Source organism: Variovorax sp. OK605, from assembly GCF_900115445.1.
Taxonomy (GTDB): Bacteria; Pseudomonadota; Gammaproteobacteria; order Burkholderiales; family Burkholderiaceae_C; genus Variovorax.
On the sequence record NZ_FOWL01000016.1, the window covers coordinates 1 to 14,926 of the forward strand.

Below are 14,926 nucleotides of genomic sequence, written 5' to 3' on the forward strand. Positions count from 1 at the left end.
GCGCGTGTACTCCGACCTGGCCACGCTCGAGTGCACGCCGCAGGGCCTGAAGCTCGTCGATCTGGTCGACGGCCTGAGCCGCGAAGAGCTCGAGACGCTGGTCGGTCTTCCGATCGCCGCCGCCTGATTCCGTTCAAGACTCCAAGAGACACACACCATGACCAACCAAGCCTTCATCTGCGACGCCGTTCGCACCCCCTTCGGCCGCTACGGCGGCTCGCTCAGCAGCGTGCGCACCGACGACCTGGGCGCCGTGCCCCTGCGCGCGCTGATGGAACGCAACAAGAACGTCGACTGGCAGGCCGTGAGCGACGTGCTCTACGGCTGCGCCAACCAGGCCGGCGAAGACAACCGCAACGTGGCGCGCATGTCGGCGCTGCTGGCCGGCCTGCCGCTCGAACTGGGCGGCGGCACCATCAACCGCCTGTGCGGCTCGGGCCTGGACGCCGTGGGCACCGCGGCGCGCGCCATTCGCGCCGGTGAAGCCGGCCTCATGATCGCCGGCGGCGTGGAAAGCATGAGCCGCGCGCCCTTCGTCATGCCCAAGGCCGAGAGCGCCTTCAGCCGCAACAACGCGGTGTACGACACCACCATCGGCTGGCGCTTCGTCAACAAGCTCATGAAGGCGCAGTACGGCGTCGACTCCATGCCCGAGACGGCAGAAAACGTGGCCACCGACTACAAGATCGAGCGCGAGGCGCAGGACCTGATGGCGCTGAACTCGCAGCTGCGCGCCGTGGCCTCGCAGAAGTCGGGCTTCTTCGACGCCGAGATCGTTCCCGTGAGCGTGCCGCAGAAGAAGGGCGACGCCATCATCGTCAACAAGGACGAGCATCCGCGCGAGACCAGCATGGAGTCGCTGGCCAAGCTCAAGGGCGTGGTGCGCCCCGACGGCACCGTCACCGCCGGCAATGCCAGCGGCGTGAACGACGGCGCGTGCGCGCTGCTGCTGGCCGACGAAGCCAGCGCCGCCAAGTACGGCCTCACGCCGCGCGCCCGCGTGGTCGGCATGGCCACCGCCGGCGTCGCGCCGCGCGTGATGGGCATCGGCCCCGCACCGGCCACGCAGAAGGTGCTGGCGCTCACCGGCCTCACCATCGACCAGATGGACGTCATCGAGCTCAACGAAGCCTTCGCCGCGCAAGGCCTCGCCGTGCTGCGCCTGCTGGGCCTGAAGGACGACGACGCGCGCGTGAACATCAACGGCGGCGCCATTGCGCTGGGCCACCCGCTGGGCGCCAGCGGTGCGCGCCTGGCCACCACCGCCGTGAACCAGCTGCACAAGGGCGGCGGGCGCTATGCGCTGTGCACCATGTGCATCGGCGTGGGCCAGGGCATTGCCGTGATCCTGGAACGCGTCTGACACACAGCGCATGACGTTCCCCTCGCGCCGAGTCGTTGCTCCTTCAACCACCCGGCGCGAGATGCTGCTGGGCCTGCTGTCCGCAGCAGCTGCCCTGCCAGCCCTTGCCCAGGGTCAACAGGGTCAGCAGCAGCCATCCATGGCGTCGCCTCACGACGCCACCAAACCCATCCGCATCGTCGTTCCCTTCGCCCCCGGCGGCGGCAACGACGTCTTCGCGCGCCAGATGGCCAAGGGCCTGGGCGAGTTGCGCAAGCAGGGCGTGATCGTCGACAACAAGCCCGGTGCCGGCGGCAACCTGGGCACCGGCGAAGTGGTGCGCAGCCCCGCCGACGGCAGCACCTTGCTGCTGGGCCACACCGGCACCGTGTCGATCAACCCCGCGCTCTACAAGGGCCTGAAGTTCGACCCCCGCAAGGACCTGGCGCCCGTCGCCATGTTCGCCTCGTCGGCCCTGGTGCTGGTGGTGCCCGCCAACTCGAAGATCCGCACCATCGCCGACCTCGTGAACGAGGCCAAGGCGCGCCCCGGCGCCATCGACTACGCATCGAGCGGCAGCGGCACCGGCGGCCACCTGAGCGGCGAGTTCTTCGCCGAGCGCACCGGCACCAGGCTCACCCATATCCCCTACAAGGGCACCAACCCCGCGTTGACCGACCTCGCGGGCGGGCAGGTGCACATGATGTTCAGCGTGATCCCGCCCGCACTCGCCCTGGTGAAGGGCGGCCGGCTGCGCGCCATTGCCGTCACCAGCGCCAGGCGCCTGCCGTCGCTGCCCGACGTGCCCACCGTGATGGAGTCGGGCTTGCCCGCGCTCGCGGATTTCGAGAGCACGCTGACCTACGGCATCCTCGCGCCGCGCGGCACACCCGCCGCGTTCGTGAACGAACTCGCGGCGCAGATGCTGAAGGTGGCGGGGGAGAAGGAATTCCAGTCGCGGCTGGATGTGGAAGGCGCCGTGCCGTTGCTGGGCGGGCCGGCCGAATACGCCGCGCTCATGTCGCGGGAGAGCGCGAAATGGGCGGCGATCGTGAAGAGTTCTGGCGCGGTGGTGGAGTAGCCGCGACAGCCGCCAAAAAAATAGCCACGGAGGTGGCAAAGAGGTGCCAAAGCGCACATCGGGCGGACCCAGAGAGTTTTAAAACCAAGAGAACCGAAAGAAGAGGATCAGAGGATGAACAAGACAAACGCAACCCGCCGCGGCGTCGGCCTGGCCGCGCTCGCGCTCACTGCTGCCGCGCTGGTGCCCGCCACCGCATCGGCACAGCAACAAGCATTCCCCACCAAGCCCGTGCGCATCATCACGCCGTTCCCGGTGGGCGGCGGCCCCGACGGCGTGGCGCGCCTGGTGGCCGACAAGCTCTCGCGTGCATGGGGCCAGCCGGTGGTGGTCGAGAACCGCCCGGGCGGCAACGGTTTCATCGCCATCGACGCGTTCAAGCGCGGCGCCAAGGACGGCCACGACATCATCGTGCTCGACAACGTGCACCTGGCCGCTTACCCCGCGCTCTTCAAGAAGCTGCCCTACGACAGCGCCAAGGACTTCGACACCCTGCTGCCGCTGTTCAAGACCTACTTCTTCTTCACCGTCGCCACCAACAGCAAGTACAAGACCGTGGGCGACCTCGTCGCCGATGCCAAGGCCAACCCCGGCAAGCTCGACTACGGCTCGTGGTCGGTCGGCAACCCGGTGCACCTGGGCTCCGAACTCTTCGAGTCGGCCACCGGCACGCAGATGGAACACATCATCTACAAGGAAACCACGCAGCTCTACACCTCGGTGGCGACCGGCGAACTGGCCTTTGCCCTGGGCAGCAGCGCCACCGCCGGCCCGCTGCAGCGCGCGAACAAGCTGCGCTTCCTGGCCGTGGCCGCGCCGCAGCGCAACGCCGCGTTCCCCGACGTGCCGACCGTCGCCGAATCGGGCGGTCCCAAGGGCTTCGAGGTGATCGGCTGGAACGCCATTGCCGTGCCCAAGGGCCTGCCTGCTTCGGTCACCGAGAAGATCAAGCGCGACATCGAGAAGGGCCTGGCCGAGCCCGACGTGCTGGAGAAGTTCAAGAGCTTCGGCTATGAGCCCTTCCCCACCACGCGCCCGCAGTTCGACCAGTTCGTGGCGAGCGAGACGACGCGGTTCACGGACGTGATCCGCAAGGCGAACGTGTCGCTGGATTGATGGCTTTGCACCCCGGCCCGTACCTGCGCCGCCGGGTGTTCTTCGAATGAACCTGAACGCACTGGCCCGCAAGGCCGCGAAGGGCCCGGCACCTTCTGCCTACGGCGGCTCGATGGAGGTCGAGGACATGGTCCGCTTCACGCGGGTCCATGGCGCCGCGGGCGCCGATGAAATCGAGCGTCTCTGCGCGCAGCACGGCTGGCTGAGCAACGGCTTGCTGGCGGACGGCACGCGCGTCGTGCCGTTCGCGCGGTGGGCGCAGGCCTGCGTTGCCTTCGGGCGCGGCGGTGTCGCCGGGCTGCGCCCCCTGTTGGCCGACCCCGAGCTGGCGAGCTTTGCCATCGCCGTCCTGGACGATGTGAAGACGTTCGAGAGCGTCCAGGCGCTGCTCGGTTTCTGCGCTGCTGCCAACTGGCAATCGAGCGACGCGACGCATGCCGAATGGCAGGCGCTGTCGGCGTTGAACCTGATGCTGAGTCTCGACGACGGGGTGAAGGTCGACCAGGCCGTGATGGACGAGTTGCTGCGTGTCGTCGTCAAGGCGTACGAGGCGGCGCCTCGGCCTTTCCTGAAGAGTCTCTGCCTCTGGACCGTCCGCGGCGCCCCTACGGTGCAGGCGCTTGCATGGCTGCAGCAGCTCGAAGTGGCCGAGGCCGATGTCGAAGGCGCGCGAGCGACTGCAGCCAAGTCCGTCAAGCGCCGGCTGTCGCCGAACTACAAGGCGCCGGACGCCAAGGCCAGGCGGCAGATCCAGCGCGCGCGGGCGGCGGACGTCTAGCGCGGCTTGCCAATCGCGCACGCACAAGGCAGATTCGGCACCCGGGAGGGTGCCCTTTTTCCTGGGCACGCGTGCGCCATGTGGCCATTCACCAAGAAGAACATCCAAGAGAACAAGGCGCCGTGGGAGGACAAGTTCGCCGCGCTCGCTCCGCTGGTGCTCGCCTCTGACCAGGTCATGGGCCCGCAGCGCCTGCCGGTGTGCTTCGCCTACCGCGTGAAGCCGAACAACCCGTACGACTCGGGCTGGATCTTCTCCAGCGGCAAGGAGAGCCAGCAGCATCTCGACGACAACCCGCCGAAGATCTGCCCGCTGAACTCGTACCTGAAGATGGACCCGACGCTGGGCGAGATCACCGAGCGTGCCGTCGGGTCGGCGTGGGAGCGCGACGGCGCCGGCGCACCCTGGACGGAAGTGCGCGGCTTCAAGCCGCCCCGCTGAAGCACTCAGGCGTGCCGGCGTGCAGCCACGTGCAGCGTGCGCACGTGGGCCGGCAGTGTGGCGGGCTGCTGCGCAGAGGCTGCGCCCCAGCCCTGCGGCAGCTCATGCAGCACGGCCTTCGCATCGAGCGAGCGGATCGCCACCGAGGTGTCGGCCGGAATGCGCCCCTGCGCCACCATCGCCTCGTAGCGCAAGGCGCACACGCGCAGGAACGATGCGAAGTTGCCGACCTCGCCGCGCGCGGCCACCAGCTCGTCGTAGAGCCGCTCGATCAGCTGCACCACGACCATGCCGTCGCGCTGCGCGATTTCCTCGAGCACCTGCCAGAACAGGTTCTCGAGCCGGATGCTGGTGACGACGCCGTGCAGCCGCACCGAGCGCGTGCGCGCGTCGTAGCTCTGCGGGTCGGCACTGATGAAGACTTCGCACATGGGCCGTCTCCTTTCGGGCGGGGGTGGGGTTGGGGTGATGGGCGACGCACGCACTGTAGCGCCGCCCGTGGCGTCAGTGTTCGATGCGCGTGCCCAGCACCGCCAGGAACTGCGCGAGCCACGCCGGGTGCGCGGGCCACGCGGGCGCGGTGACGAGGTTGCGGTCGGTCACGGCCTGGTCCACCGGAATGCCCATGTACTCGGCGCCCGCGAGTTCCACCTCGACCTGGCAGGCCGGGTACGCCGACACCTTGCGGCCCTTCAGCAGCCCCGTGGCCGCGAGCAGCTGCGCGCCATGGCAGACCGACGCCACCGGCTTGTCGGTGGCCAGGAAGTGCTTCGCGATCTCGACCACGCGGGCGTGCATGCGCAGGTACTCGGGCGCGCGTCCGCCGGGAATGACGAGCGCGTCGTAGGCCTCGGGGCGCACGTCGGCGAAGCTGGCGTTCAGCGTGAAGCGGTGGCCGGGCTTCTCGCTGTACGTTTGCGCGCCCTCGAAGTCGTGGATGGCCGTGTTCACCCAGTCGCCGGCTTTCTTGTCCGGCGCCACCGCGTGCACCGTGTGGCCCACGGCCAGCAGCGTCTGGAAGGGCACCATGGTTTCGTAGTCTTCGGCGTAGTCGCCGCAGAGCATGAGGATCTTGCGAGCCATTTCTTGTCTCCTTCGAATGAGGTTGGAATGCGGTGCACGCAGGTGCGTGCGGCCGTCGCCGGATTATTCGAAGGAGCAGGGCGCAGCGGGTAGCAGCCGGCTGCTACCCGCGGGCGTCAGACGAGCGTGGCGCTCACGCCGCGCGCAACCAGCGGTGCGATGCCGGCATGGAAGAACGCGAGGCTGTCCTCCGGCCCGTTCACCGCCCGCCCGCGCACCTTCGCCATCACGCACACGCCGACCTGGGCGTCGCCCTGGCCGATGACGAGGACGAAGGGGTTGTCTTCATCGCCGCGCAGGTAGCGCCCGCCGAACTCGCGGCGCGCCACTTCGAAGACATAGGCCGACGCGAGGAAATGAAGATCGTCCGGCAAGGGCGCCTGCTGCCTGAAGAAGTCGTCGAGCACATCGTCGACCAGGGGCAGCGATGCTTCGGTGTAGTCCAGCTTGTGGCCGTCGATGGGCGCGCCGGGCTGCGAGAACGCGTGGACGAAGTCGTTGGCCTGCGAGGCCATGCCGTCTTCGAGCGTGGCCGGCATGGCGGGTTTCTTCTTCAAGAAATCGAACATTCCCATGGTCTTCATTTCCTTCCTGGTCGGGTCGAGTGACAGCCGTGAGCAACGTGTGCAACGCGAGCAGACGGCACGTTCGGCAAAAGGTTAGCGCACAAGGCAACGGCCGCTAGCAGAAATCCGCCCGTGCTGCAGTGCGGGCGCGAGAGCCGTTGCGCATCTCGGGGCCGTCACGGATCTGCCTTTTGCGAGCACTAGCCTTGGTCAGGGTTTTCCCGTATCCCCGGGCCGCCCCATTCAAACAACTCGCAAAGAAACATCATGAAGACCACCCAACTCGCCCTCGCTGCCGCATTCGCCGTGCTCGCCATGGCCTCCGCCAACGCCCAGCAACGCACGCGCGAAGCTGTCGAAGCCGAAGCCATCGCCGCCGCCCACGCGCCGAACCAGAACGTCACGCGCGGCTCGCGCGGTGCCGATCCGTTCACGTCGACGGCCGACGCCGAAGCCATGTACAAGCAGGCCGTCGATACGGCCCACGCACCGAACCAGAACGTGACCCGCGGCTCGCGCGGCGCCGATCCGTTCACGTCGCAACGCGACCCCGCACAGGTCTACCAGGAAGCCATGGCCACGGCCGCCGCGCCCGACCAGAACGTGACCGGCGGCTCGCGCGTGAACAGCAAGGTCATCTCGACCATGCAGAACCCGGTGCTGCAATCCGCACAAGGCAAGTAAGCCTTCAAAGCCGTACAAGGCAAGCAAGCCTGCGAATCCACATAAGGCAAGCAAGCCTGCAGGCTGCCGCGGTCACCGGACCTTGAGGGGGCCGGTGCGCTGGCGGCGCAGGGGCTCGGCCTGGTGCAGGTAGCCGGTGAAAGTGTCCGGCGGCGACGCGCCCGTGAGGCGCGTCAGGATGCGGCCGACTTCGCCGCGGTGATAGCCCGCATGGGTCACCACGTGTCCCAGCATCTCCTCGCGCGACATGCGCCCGGCGGCCCCGTCGGTGAAGCTGAACTCCAGCGTCTGCGCGAGCTCGGCCGGCTCGAGGCCCGTGACGTAGTCCAGATACCAGCCGTCCGTTTGCCTGACCGCCCGCGCCAGTTCTTCCAGCGGCGGTGGCTCCATAGTGCCCGTGGCGGTGCAGCCGTGCGGCACCTGCTGGAGGTTCGCAACGAAGATGCGATCGACGATGCAGGCGTGGTCGAAGACGAGCGCCGCGGTGCGGTATTCGGCCGGAGAACCTGCTTCGCGCAGGGCGGCAAGACCGGCCAGCAGGCCTTCGTCGGCCCAGGCCTTGTAGCGGTACAGCGAAGCCAGAAGCGCCTGTGCACTCATCACAATCTCCTCTTGAACGTTGGAATGCACACTGCGCGTTTCATCGGAAGGCCGCGAGCGTGCGGTCTCATTCTTGAGTGGAGCCTCGAACTTGGGTACTCGCATTCCCCCACAGCGGCGCAGCATGCGCAAGGCGCCGCGCCAGGAGCGTTCGCGCGCCACGGTGGACGTGATCGTCGAGGCCGCAACTCGCGTTCTGGCGCGCCGCGGATGGGCGCGGTTCACCACCAACGAGATCGCCGCGGTCGCCGGGGTCAGCGTCGGCTCGCTGTACCAGTACTTTCCGGACAAGCTGGCCATCGCGGAGGCGATCCGGCAGCGGCACCTCGACGAAGTGCTCGCGGCGTTGTCCGCCGCCGATGACGAGAGCGGAGCCCTGCCGCTCGGCGAACGGGTCGGGCGTTTCGTCGATGGCGTGATTGCCGCGCATTCGATCGACCAGGCGCTGCACCGCGTGCTGGTCGACGAGGTGCCGCTCGCGGCGCGCTCGGCCTGTCCGGAGTTCGAGGCGGAGTATCAGCGGCGCTACCGTGTGCTGGTGGCCACGAGTACAGGCGGGAGCGCAGCGAGCAACGGCGCCGACAGCGCCGACACCGCGGCCCGCGTGCTCTCTGCCGCGGTCGAGGGCGCAGTCCATGCCGCCGCACGTCGCGGCGACCTGGCCACGCCGGCCCTGAGAACCGAACTCGTCAGGCTGGTGCTCGCCTACTTGCGCGACCGGCAGCAGGCGCGCGAATAATCTCCGCATGGCCCAGAACATCTACGACACGCCCGCGTTCTTCGCGGGCTACCAGCAGCTGCCGCGTTCCGTGCACGGCCTGGACGGCGCGCCCGAATGGCCCGCGCTGCAAGCGCTGGTGCCGCCGCTGCAAGCGCTGCGCGTGGTCGACCTGGGCTGGTTCTGCCGTTGGGCGCGCGGTCGGTGCTCGAGCTGGTAGACGCGCAAGGGCGCAAGTCCTGGCCGCTCGACAGTTACCAGAGGGAAGGCCCGCGCGTCACGAACTGGCTGGCCGAAGCTGTCGTCAAGCAGCACCGCACCATGGGAACCTTGTTGAACACGCTGCCGAACGCGGGCTTTCGCATCGCGCACGTTCAGGAGTGGGGGCCGAGCGACGAGCAGGTCGCCGCGATGGCGTCGCTGGCCGAGGAGCGCGAACGGCCGATGATGTTGCTGGTGGCCGCCAGCCGCTGACTCGACCGCGACCGAAGGCTGGCGCGGTTGCCGGCCTTTGACAGCCGGCGCCAGCGCTCAGGCGTAGGCCTTGGACGCGCGCAGTTGCAGCATGGCCAGCATGCGCGCCTCTTCCGCGTCGCGCAGGCTCTTGGCGGCGCGGCTGGCGGAGTACGACACGTACAGCGTGTCGATCGCCTTGCCCCAGCATTGGGCCGTCTGGTAGATGCTGTCGGCACTGCCCGGCTGCGCCGGCACGGTGTACCCCGCCTTGCGCAGGATGTTGGCTTTGTGTTCGGTGTTGAGCATTTGGCTGGCCTCCGTCGATGGTGCGGCTCCACGATAGCTGTGGCGCGCAAGGCACGCTATTGGCCACAAGACGTATCTCCTTGTAGGCCAATCGCTTTCAGTCTTGCTGCCGAACCTCGGTGAGAGCTCTTGGGAGCCGCGGCAGGTTCAGGCGCAGGCGTGCGCCGAAAGGCGCTGCAGCATGGCGGTCTGGCGCACCGCCTCGGCGTCGCGCAGGCTCTTGGCGGCGCGGGCGGCCACGTAGGCGACGTACAGGGTCTCGATGGCCTTGGCCCAGTCGTGGGCCTTCTGCGAGATGCCCTCGGGCTTCACGGGCAGGCCCGCCACCGCGTGGGTCGACAGGTCGTCGTCCGGACGGGGCGGCACGTCGAAGCCCACCTTGCTGAGGATGTTGGCTTTCTGAAGGATGGTGAGCATGGGGCTGTCCTCTCTGTATCTCTGTGTTTGTCGCTGCGGTCGTCGCACCGGCAGCTTAGATTGCACCGGTGCACGGCGCCATTCGCCGGATGACGTACGCGCCTATTCAAGTTCCGTGCCGCGGAACGCCCGCGGCTCAACCTGTAGATCGGGTTTCAAGCCGTTTCCGGCATTGGGGCTTACCCTGCATCGGCGCCGAATGGCCGACAGGGCGAAGAGCGGGGGCATCAGGCGCAGGCGCTCAGGCCGGGGTGCTGCCGCACCGTCGAGGCCTGCTGTGCCTCGTCGGCTTCCCGCAGGCTCCGGGCGGCGCGCGCGGCCACGTAGTCGCCGTAGAGGGCGTCGATCACCTCGCCCATGTCCTGCGCGCCCAGGCTTGCAAGGCCCGTGGGCACGTCGTACCCGGCCTTGCGAAGGATGTCGGCTTTGTGGACGGTGCTGAGCATGCGGTGTGCCTCCGGTTGGACGAAAAGCACGATAGCGGCGGCCCGCGGGCCGTGCCATCCGTTGCATGACGTATCAGTGTGTAGGCGAAAACCGATGCTGGCGACGATCAAGGACGACCAGGGACGGCCAGCCACCGCGAGATAGTTCTTAAGTGCTAGATCGTGCTTTGCCAGACGAGGGTCGCCGCCGTCAGGTCTTCGAGCGCGCTGCCCACGGCCTTGAAGACGGTGCGCTCGTGCTCGTTCGCCCGGCCTTCGCTCTTGCCGCGGCACAGCGTCGCCAGCGTGCCCTGCACCTCGTCGGCGCGCAAGGTGCCGGCCGCCATGGCGTCGAGCAGGTCGCCCGATTTCTGCAGCGCCTCGTCGGTGTCGACGAAGGTGCGCGCGCCCGCGAAGCACCGCACGTCGGCCTCGCGCATGGCCGGCGTGAAGCTGCCGATCAGGTCGAGGTGCGAGCCCGGCGCCAGCCATTCGCCGCGCACCAGCGGCGCGGTGGCCAGCGTGGCGCAGCTCACGATGTCGGCCTGCCGCACGGCGGCTTCCAGGTCGGTGGCGGCGTGCGCGTTCCAGCCCTCGGCGCGCCACTGCGCGGCCAGTGCCTCGGCGCCTTCGAGCCGGTGGTTCCACACCCGGACTTCGTCGATGGCCCGCACGCTTGCATGTGCGGCCGGCAGCATGCGCGCGATGCGGCCGGTGCCCAGCACCAGCAGGCGGCGCGCGTCGGTGCGCGCCAGGAACGACGCGCCCAGCGCCGACGCCGCGGCCGTGCGGCGCGCGGTGATCTCGTTGCCGTCCATCATCGCGAGCGGCACGCCGGTGCGGGCGTCGTACAGCACGTAGGTCGCGTGCAGGCCGCGCAGGCCGCGCGCGCTGTTGCCGGGGAAGATGTTGATGGTCTTGATGCCCAGGAAGCCCGCGTCGCTCCAGGCCGGCATGATGAGCACGGTGCCCTTGTCGATGCCCTGGTCGATACCGTGCACATGCCGCGGCGGCACCTGCGCCCCGGCCGCGAAGGCCGCGCGCAATGCGGGCACCAGCCGGTCGAAGGCGAGCGGTGCGCGGGTGGCGGCTTCGTCGAAATGCTTCATGGTTGTCGTCGGCGTCGCGGTGGTCATTGCTGCAGCGGATGCTGCGCGGCCTCGAAGAATTCGGTCAGCGCCTTGCGGTAGGCGGTGCCGAAGCGCAGCGCCGTCATCGGCTCGAGGTGGCCGGCGCCCGGCACCTCGACCAGCCGCTTGGGCTCGCGCGCGTCGGCCAGCAGGCGCCGCGAATGCGCGAACGGAATCACCTGGTCGGCCGTGCCGTGAATGAACAGCAGCGGAATCGGCGACACGGCGGCCACGTACTTCGACGCCGCGTACTCGTCGCTCACCAGCAGGCCGGCGCCCCTGAGCTTGTCGTTGGCGATCGACGAGTACGAGTAGAAGGTCGACTCGATGGCCGCGGCCTTCACGCCCGCCCGGTTGCCCGCGCCCACCACCGCGATCGCGTTGGTGCCGCCCAGGCTCTGGCCGAAGACGAACAGCCGCTCGGGGTCGATGTCGCTGCGCGCGCGCACGTAGTTCAGCGCGGCGTTGGAGTCCTCGAACACGCCCTTGGGCTCCGGCTTGCCTTCCGACTGGCCGTAGCCGCGGTAGTCGAACACCAGCACGTTGTAGCCCTGCTTGGGCAGCCAGGCCACGAAGCGCCAGTGCGCGCTCATGTTCTGCGCGTTGCCGTGGAAGTGCACCACCGTGCCCTTGGCCTCTTTCGGGCTGCTGCGGTTTTCCGCGGGCAGGAACCAGCCGGACAGGCGCGTGCCGTCGGCGCTGGCGAACTGCACGCTCTCGTAGCGCAGGCCCAGCACGTCGGGCGTTTCGTAGCGCACGCTGTCGGGGTAATAGAACATCGACTGCACGCACCCCGCCAGCAGCAGCGGCAGCGTGCACAGCGCGAGCCTGGCGAGCTTTGCGGCCCAGCGGCCGACGGGGTGGGGGGTCATCGGGGCGTGCCGGGTGGGGTGGTGCGGGCTGGCGTTGTACCGGGTGCGCCTGCGCGGTTCTCGGCGAGCATGTTGCAGAAGAGTGCGCCTTGCTCGATGGCGTCGTCCAGCGCCACGTGCGTGTGCGGCAGCTTGTCGAACCAGCGGCGCGGCATTGCGCGCTTGGTGCTGTCGCGGTAGTCGAGCCTGAGCATCGCCATGGCGAAGGACTTCACGTCGAGCGCCGAGTGGCTGAACGGGCTCTCGCCCGCGAAGCGCATCAGGTACCAGTAGACGAACAGGAAGTCGAAGCCCGCCGGGTAGGCCACGAACACCGGCCGCGCGGGCAGGCCTTTGAGCCAGCCCACGTAGTTCTTCATGGCGTGCGCCGGGTCCTGCAGGTCGGTGCGGCAGGCGACCCAGGCTTCGGGCTGGGTCTTCCACCATGCGGCCGTCCTGGGGTCGGGCTCGGCGCCGGGCAGGGTGTGCAGGTTGGCGCTGAAGGTCGAGAGGAGTTGCTTGTCGGCCGTGTAGGCGGCCGAGCCGAAGCTGAGCATCGAATGCGGGCCGGGGATGGGGCCGTCGGATTCGACGTCGGTGCTGATGTAGATTTCTGACATGGGTGGATGGATCTCCTTGCTGGCCGCAGCCGTGCCGCATGCCGCCTTGTTTTGTGTGTCTTGTTTGTCTTGTTTGTTCAGCCAGGGGCTGTCGAGGCCCAGCGCTTCCACCACGGCTGCTTCGCCGGTGCGCTTGCCGCTGGCGCGCCGGTATCGGGCGGACGTCGCGGCAGGAATGCCTTGCAGGCCTTGGCGCGGTCCCTCAGGCGTTCGATGGTGGCCGCGGCCGCCCATTGCGACGGCTCGCTTTCGAGTTGGTCGAGCGCCCATTGCAGCTCGGCCTCCGCGGCACTCGGCAGGGGCTCGGCCGCCAACGCACCCTGCACGGCGCACAGCAGTTGCTGCGGGCTGCCCTTGTCGAACCAGAACGCGCAGGCCGCGATGTACGAAAAAAGCGCGGCCTTCATGCCGGCATCGTCAGGCGCGGGTTTCTGTTGTGTCGATGACAGGTGCCTGGCCAGCTCGTGCTTGATGTCAAGCATGCCGTCCACCATTTCGTGGCATTCAACCGGCAACTCGAAGTGCTGTTCCAGCAGTTGGGCCCACAGCGTTTCATCGAGCCGGTCCTGCAGCGCGAACTGCTTGCCGAAGCCGATGGCCGCCGCGTAGGCCTCGAGGTTGGGGTACAGGGCCTGCGCGCAGAAGATGGCGAAGGCCGCGGCCTTCGGGTTCGAGAGCCTCGACAGCCTGGGCGAGAAAACCTCGGACAACCGGCTGCGTGCCTGCGACTCTTCGACCTGCTGCGTGCACTGCCCGACCCATTGCAGGTACCAGTCGTTGAAGCCCATGCGGGTTCCGTCTTCGTTCAGGAACGGCAGGATGCCTTTGCTGTCCGCCCGCAGATCGCGCCAGACGGTGCCTGCCAGCGGGCCGGTCACGACCAGCCAATTGCGCAGGGCACAGCCTTCATGGCTGATGGGGATGGCGCCGTCGGTGATGCAGGTGGCGTAGTAGTGGGCCTCGAGCTTCTTGTCCCACTCCTCGTTCATTCGATCTTCTTCTTCGACGGGCGTTGCTTCCGTGGGGTTCGGTTGCTGGGCCCAGAAGTCGTCGGGGAGGTTCCATGCGTCGCGCAAGGGGAACGGTTTCGACAGGTCTCCGACGAGCGAATAACCGTCTTCCCACGGGCCGACATCGCGCATGTGGTCCTGCATGCCGAGCGGAAACACGCCATACGCCGGCCCGGCGCCTCCGTTGCCGAGTTCGGTGATGAAGCTGCGGTAGTCGTCAGGAAACCTGCACCCGTGTTTCGCCTCCATCCGCGCGACCTCTTCCTCCGGAACGGGCGGGTTCAGGTCGTACCCATGCGACCTGGCGGCGAAGCAGGCGCAGTCCAGGTCGAGCCGCTTGAGCGTTCGAAGGCGGGACAGCATGTCGGTCATGGCGGATTCGTTTCTTTCTGCAAATCACTCGATGCCGAGAATCGACGGAACCGAGCGCTGCAGCTCCTCGACCAGTTGCGCGTCCATGTATTTGTACTCATCCGGAATGTCGAGCACATGGATCGGCTTGTGCGCCAGCATGCGCGTGAACTCCGCCACCAGCCGCGACTTGTGCTTCTCTTCCATCACGAGGATCACGTCGGCCCATTCGATGTCGTCGATGGAGACCTTGTGCCGCGCGTTCGGGCTGGTGCCGGCGGAGCGCGCCGAGACCATGGGGTGACGGCGCCAGAGCTGCTCCGCGGTGGGGCTGCGCCATTGGTTGCGGCTGCAGATGAAGAGAACGTTGCGCATGGATCAGGGGGTTGCAGGAGCAGGAGCAGGAGGCAGGCGGAAGACGTGCATGTCTTGCCAGCGGCCGGACGAGTTTTCGAGCAAGGTGACTTCGGTGCAGCGCGCGTGCACGGGGCCTGATGCGGCCAGGCGCGCCTGCAATTCGGCGGCCGCTTCCTCCGCATGCCGCGCATCGCCGTGCGCCACGCTGAGGTGCGGAATGACGCCCTCGTGTTCGCCGCCGTAGGGCAAGAAGCCGGGGAAGGCCCCCACCAGCGCCAGCGTCATCGCGATGAACGGCGCGGCCGGTTCCGGCGCAAGGTACGCGGTCTCGGGAAAGCGGCCGACCCGGGCCAGCGAGAACGCAAACGAAGGTGTTCTTGCGAGCGCTTGCTGTGCGCGCGCCAGCACGTCGGGCGTGACCCGTGCGGGGTCCATGAAAGGCACCAGCACCGTGATGTGCGCCGGCACGCCCAGTGCCACCGTGGCGTCGTAGCGGCGGCGCAGGTCTGCGGCCAGCGGCTCGGCGGCGGGCACTTTCACGACGAATGCGCAGATGGCCATCGGGGCGGAGGATAGCGCGGCAAGCCGTGGTGG

20 protein-coding genes and 2 pseudogenes are annotated in these 14,926 nt (G+C 68.2%); 9 read left to right on the forward strand and 13 right to left on the reverse strand.

Annotation, left to right across the window (positions count from 1 at the left end):
- From BM013_RS41980 to BM013_RS30960, 6 genes and pseudogenes are all read left to right on the forward strand, one after another.
- Nucleotides 1–127: pseudogene (locus BM013_RS41980) on the forward strand (3-oxoadipate CoA-transferase); the annotation flags it as partial.
- 30 nt (nucleotides 128–157) lie between these two features.
- Nucleotides 158–1,363, forward strand: coding sequence for a 3-oxoadipyl-CoA thiolase (pcaF, locus tag BM013_RS30940; RefSeq protein WP_093132281.1), 1,206 nt, complete (start codon nucleotides 158–160; stop codon nucleotides 1,361–1,363).
- A gap of 10 nt (nucleotides 1,364–1,373) precedes the next feature.
- Nucleotides 1,374–2,423 (forward strand): Bug family tripartite tricarboxylate transporter substrate binding protein, encoded by a 1,050-nt coding sequence (locus BM013_RS30945; protein ID WP_093132282.1) that lies wholly within the window; start codon nucleotides 1,374–1,376, stop codon nucleotides 2,421–2,423.
- 114 nt (nucleotides 2,424–2,537) lie between these two features.
- Complete coding sequence (locus tag BM013_RS30950; protein ID WP_093132284.1) at nucleotides 2,538–3,539, forward strand: Bug family tripartite tricarboxylate transporter substrate binding protein; 1,002 nt, start codon at nucleotides 2,538–2,540, stop codon at nucleotides 3,537–3,539.
- A 46-nt stretch (nucleotides 3,540–3,585) separates the two neighbouring features.
- Nucleotides 3,586–4,317 carry a hypothetical protein gene (locus BM013_RS30955; protein WP_093132285.1) on the forward strand — a complete coding sequence of 244 codons (732 nt, stop codon included), beginning with the start codon at nucleotides 3,586–3,588 and terminating at the stop codon, nucleotides 4,315–4,317.
- Between the two features lie 78 nt (nucleotides 4,318–4,395).
- Nucleotides 4,396–4,758 (forward strand): immunity protein Imm33 domain-containing protein, encoded by a 363-nt coding sequence (locus BM013_RS30960; RefSeq protein ID WP_093132287.1) that lies wholly within the window; start codon nucleotides 4,396–4,398, stop codon nucleotides 4,756–4,758.
- A 5-nt stretch (nucleotides 4,759–4,763) separates the two neighbouring features.
- Here the strand turns inward: BM013_RS30960 and BM013_RS30965 are convergent, their stop codons facing one another.
- From BM013_RS30965 to BM013_RS30975, 3 genes are all read right to left on the reverse strand, one after another.
- Nucleotides 4,764–5,189 carry a ribbon-helix-helix domain-containing protein gene (locus tag BM013_RS30965; protein WP_093132289.1) on the reverse strand — a complete coding sequence of 142 codons (426 nt, stop codon included), beginning with the start codon at nucleotides 5,187–5,189 and terminating at the stop codon, nucleotides 4,764–4,766.
- A 73-nt stretch (nucleotides 5,190–5,262) separates the two neighbouring features.
- Nucleotides 5,263–5,841 (reverse strand): DJ-1/PfpI family protein, encoded by a 579-nt coding sequence (locus tag BM013_RS30970; RefSeq protein ID WP_093132291.1) that lies wholly within the window; start codon nucleotides 5,839–5,841, stop codon nucleotides 5,263–5,265.
- Nucleotides 5,842–5,957: 116 nt separating this feature from the next.
- On the reverse strand, nucleotides 5,958–6,416 hold the full coding sequence (locus BM013_RS30975; protein WP_143098420.1) for a hypothetical protein: 459 nt from the start codon (nucleotides 6,414–6,416) through the stop codon (nucleotides 5,958–5,960).
- Between the two features lie 258 nt (nucleotides 6,417–6,674).
- Here BM013_RS30975 and BM013_RS30980 point away from each other — a divergent pair, with 258 nt between their 5' ends.
- On the forward strand, nucleotides 6,675–7,091 hold the full coding sequence (locus tag BM013_RS30980) for a hypothetical protein (protein WP_093132295.1): 417 nt from the start codon (nucleotides 6,675–6,677) through the stop codon (nucleotides 7,089–7,091).
- A 72-nt stretch (nucleotides 7,092–7,163) separates the two neighbouring features.
- Here BM013_RS30980 and BM013_RS30985 read toward each other — a convergent pair whose 3' ends face one another.
- On the reverse strand, nucleotides 7,164–7,691 hold the full coding sequence (locus BM013_RS30985) for a DinB family protein (RefSeq protein ID WP_093132297.1): 528 nt from the start codon (nucleotides 7,689–7,691) through the stop codon (nucleotides 7,164–7,166).
- Between the two features lie 124 nt (nucleotides 7,692–7,815).
- Here BM013_RS30985 and BM013_RS30990 point away from each other — a divergent pair, with 124 nt between their 5' ends.
- Together BM013_RS30990 and BM013_RS30995 are read left to right on the forward strand one after the other, a co-directional pair.
- Nucleotides 7,816–8,430 (forward strand): TetR/AcrR family transcriptional regulator, encoded by a 615-nt coding sequence (locus tag BM013_RS30990; RefSeq protein WP_093132298.1) that lies wholly within the window; start codon nucleotides 7,816–7,818, stop codon nucleotides 8,428–8,430.
- A 7-nt stretch (nucleotides 8,431–8,437) separates the two neighbouring features.
- Nucleotides 8,438–8,883 (forward strand): annotated as a pseudogene (locus BM013_RS30995) (hypothetical protein).
- Nucleotides 8,884–8,940: 57 nt separating this feature from the next.
- Here BM013_RS30995 and BM013_RS31000 read toward each other — a convergent pair.
- From BM013_RS31000 to BM013_RS31040, 9 genes are all read right to left on the reverse strand, one after another.
- A complete protein-coding gene (locus BM013_RS31000) occupies nucleotides 8,941–9,171 on the reverse strand; it encodes a hypothetical protein (RefSeq protein WP_093132300.1) in 231 nt (76 codons plus the stop codon).
- A gap of 147 nt (nucleotides 9,172–9,318) precedes the next feature.
- Entirely contained in the window at nucleotides 9,319–9,588 is a 270-nt protein-coding gene (locus tag BM013_RS31005) for a hypothetical protein (RefSeq protein ID WP_093132302.1), read from the reverse strand.
- 227 nt (nucleotides 9,589–9,815) lie between these two features.
- Entirely contained in the window at nucleotides 9,816–10,034 is a 219-nt protein-coding gene (locus BM013_RS31010; RefSeq protein WP_093132304.1) for a hypothetical protein, read from the reverse strand.
- Between the two features lie 155 nt (nucleotides 10,035–10,189).
- Nucleotides 10,190–11,122 carry a bifunctional Delta(1)-pyrroline-2-carboxylate/Delta(1)-piperideine-2-carboxylate reductase gene (locus tag BM013_RS31015; RefSeq protein WP_093132306.1) on the reverse strand — a complete coding sequence of 311 codons (933 nt, stop codon included), beginning with the start codon at nucleotides 11,120–11,122 and terminating at the stop codon, nucleotides 10,190–10,192.
- 23 nt (nucleotides 11,123–11,145) lie between these two features.
- Nucleotides 11,146–12,015, reverse strand: a complete 870-nt coding sequence (locus BM013_RS31020; protein WP_093132308.1) for an alpha/beta hydrolase — start codon at nucleotides 12,013–12,015, stop codon at nucleotides 11,146–11,148.
- Complete coding sequence (locus BM013_RS31025; RefSeq protein WP_093132592.1) at nucleotides 12,012–12,614, reverse strand: 3'-5' exonuclease family protein; 603 nt, start codon at nucleotides 12,612–12,614, stop codon at nucleotides 12,012–12,014. The genes BM013_RS31020 and BM013_RS31025 overlap by 4 nt, the downstream gene beginning before the upstream one ends.
- Before the next feature lie 77 nt (nucleotides 12,615–12,691).
- Complete coding sequence (locus BM013_RS31030) at nucleotides 12,692–13,996, reverse strand: SMI1/KNR4 family protein (protein WP_093132310.1); 1,305 nt, start codon at nucleotides 13,994–13,996, stop codon at nucleotides 12,692–12,694.
- A gap of 24 nt (nucleotides 13,997–14,020) precedes the next feature.
- The gene (locus BM013_RS31035; protein ID WP_093132313.1) at nucleotides 14,021–14,350 is read right to left on the reverse strand and encodes a low molecular weight protein tyrosine phosphatase family protein; all 330 of its coding nucleotides are present in this window, start codon (nucleotides 14,348–14,350) and stop codon (nucleotides 14,021–14,023) included.
- 3 nt (nucleotides 14,351–14,353) lie between these two features.
- Nucleotides 14,354–14,893, reverse strand: coding sequence for a 2'-5' RNA ligase family protein (locus BM013_RS31040; RefSeq protein ID WP_093132315.1), 540 nt, complete (start codon nucleotides 14,891–14,893; stop codon nucleotides 14,354–14,356).
- Nucleotides 14,894–14,926: the final 33 nt, after the last annotated feature.